Here is a 2,407-nt window from a genome sequence, read left to right as displayed (position 1 = left end):
CCCGTCCAGCGTCGCGAACAGCACGGTGCCGCCGCCCGACACCCGCCAGTGGTGCGCCCCGAAGCCCCACGGCAGGTGCTCCGCCCGGTCCGCCCCGGGCAGCCAGTGCCCGGCGACGGCTTCCAGGACGTCCTGGTCGGTCACGGAGGAGGGCGGCGTCAGCATGAAATCGATCTTACGGAGCCCGGTTCTGCCCGGCCCGTACGGGCCGGACCCGGCGCCCCCGCGGAGCCCTCGTTACGGCCGGAAGGTCACGCCCTGCGCCGTGCCCGCCACGGCCTCCGCGTACGCCCGCGCCACCTCGGCGGCGGGCGTGCCGCCCGCCGGGTCCATGCCCAAGCGCTCCAGCGTCTCCGCGATCCACCCGGGGCTGACGAGGTTGATCCGCAGGCCGCGCGGCAGCTCCGCGGCGGCGTTGGTGACGAACCCCTCCAGACCGGCGTTGACCAGGGCGCCCAGCGACCCGCCGGCCAGCGGCGCGGCGAAGGTGCCGCCGGTCAGCGTGACGGAGCCGCCGTCCCGGAGCCGGTGCAGCGCGCGGCGGGCCAGGGCGACCTGGCCCAGGAGCTTGGCCCGTACCCCCGCGGCGAACTCCTCGTCCGTCACCGCCGCCAGGTCCACCAGCGGCCCGCTCGCCGCACAGCACACCACCGCGTCGAGGTCCGGCACCGCGTCGAAGAGCCCGTCCAGCGTGGCGGGATCCTCCAGATCCACCCGCACAGGCCCGTTGCGGGAAGCCTTCACGACCTGGAGGGACGTGTCCTCAAGGGCGTCGGCGACAGCGCTGCCGAGGGTTCCGGTCGCACCGATGACAAGTACCTTCATGCGCCGATCATGTCAGTGGCCGTACGGACAGCGCGTGGTGGAAGACGTTCCGCGGGTCCCAGCGCTCCTTGGCGCGCTGCAGCCGGGTGTAGCCGTCCTTGCCGAAGTACAGCGTGTGCCAGGGCGTGCCGGACGTGTTGAGGGCGGGGTCGGCGAGGTCGTTGTCGGGATAGTTGATGAACGTCCCGCTGTCGTCCGCGCCCGCGGGTACGCCGCCGGAATCCGCCCATACCTTGTCGTACAGCTCGCGCATCCACCTCAGTTGCCGCTCGTCCTCCTTCTCGTCCGTCCAGCCGGTGAGGAAGCCGACGAGGAAGACGGAGTCGCGGTGCGGCATCGCGGTCGCGCCGGGGGAGATGCCGTTGACCTGTCCGCCGTAGGTGTTGATGAACACGGTGCCGAAGAGGTTGTCGTAGTCGGGGGCGGTGAGGCCGCGGTAGAGGGTGCCGAGTTGGGCGGCGGAGAAACCGCGGCGGCGGTAGCCCGACTTGATCTTCATGCGGCTGGCGAAGGGGGCTTCGTCGGCGCCCGCGGACCCCAGCGTCGCGTGGAGCCACGGCAGCGTCTCGGCCCGCCGCTCCGGCTGCGGTACGCCCCGGCCGCGGGTCAGGGCGCCCTGGAGGTCGTCCAGCAGCCGGCGTGCGGCCGTGTCGCCCGCGGCGACCTGGCCGGAGATGCCGATCGTCCCGCTCGGCGAGGCGGACATCACGAACTCGCCGTAGAGGGCGGCGGCGGGGGAGCCGGGGGCGGAGTTGCGCTCACCCCAGCGGCCGTAGTCGCGCATGAGGGTGACGAAGGCGTCCTCGTCGAGGTCGGCCCAGCGCCAGTCGAGGGAGTACGTGAGGACGGTGGCAGGCGGACGCGGCAGCAGGTCGCCGGGGTCGGGGGCGGGGTCGGGGCCGATGGCGGCGTCGTCGGCGTCGGTCTGCGTCCCGGTGCCGCCGGGGGCGGTCGGGGAGCGGAACCAGTAGCGGGTGACGACGCCGAAGCTGCCGCCCCCGCCCCCGGTGTGCGCCCACCACAGGTCACGGCGGGGGTCCGACGCCTCCCGGGTCGCGACGACGCTGCGCGCCCGGCCCGACCGGTCGACCACGACGACCTCGACGGCGTACAGGTGGTCCACCGTCAGCCCGTGCAGCCGGCACAGCGCGCCGTACCCGCCGCCCGCGACGTGCCCCCCGGCGCCCACGCCGGTGCAGGTGCCGCCGGGGACGGTGACGCCCCAGCCGAGGAAGAGCCGCCGGTACGCCTCGGCGAGGGTGGCGCCGGGCTCGACGAAGAAGGCGCGGCGGCGGGGGTCGTAGCCGACGTCGCGCATGCCGGCCATGTCGATGACCACGTCGGTGCCGGGGTGGTCGACGAAGTCCTCGAAGCAGTGCCCGCCGCTGCGCACGGCGACGCGCCGCCCGGCGCGTACGGCGTCGTCGACGGCGCGTACGACGTCGGCGGTGGTGCCGACGAGGCGGATGCGGGAGGGGTGGGAGGCGTGGCGGTGGTTGTAGCCGCGGAGGCGGAGGGAGCCGTAGCGGGAGTCGTCGGGGCGTACGGTCACGGGGCCGAAGCCGGAGGCGGCTTCGACGGC

Annotated in this window: 2 protein-coding genes; both read right to left on the bottom strand. The window is 74.6% G+C overall.

The features are described from left to right. Nucleotides 1–237: 237 nt before the first annotated feature. On the bottom strand, nucleotides 238–825 hold the full coding sequence (locus tag H5J30_RS27515; protein ID WP_181790015.1) for a short chain dehydrogenase: 588 nt from the start codon (nucleotides 823–825) through the stop codon (nucleotides 238–240). Between the two features lie 7 nt (nucleotides 826–832). Next, on the bottom strand, nucleotides 833–2,407 hold a 1,575-nt coding region (locus tag H5J30_RS27510), incomplete at its 5' end, for an FAD-binding oxidoreductase (RefSeq protein WP_181790014.1).

Origin of the sequence: Streptomyces phytophilus (assembly GCF_013870535.1) — a bacterium.
GTDB lineage: Bacteria > Actinomycetota > Actinomycetes > Streptomycetales > Streptomycetaceae > Streptomyces > Streptomyces phytophilus.
Note: the sequence above shows the minus strand (reverse complement) of the source record. Positions and strands in the feature narration are given on the sequence as shown.

What these genes read in the sequence shown, in the direction of transcription:
- H5J30_RS27515 (WP_181790015.1), bottom strand. Translation starts at nt 825, where the DNA reads ATGAAGGTACTTGTCATCGGTGCGACCGGAACCCTCGGCAGCGCTGTC.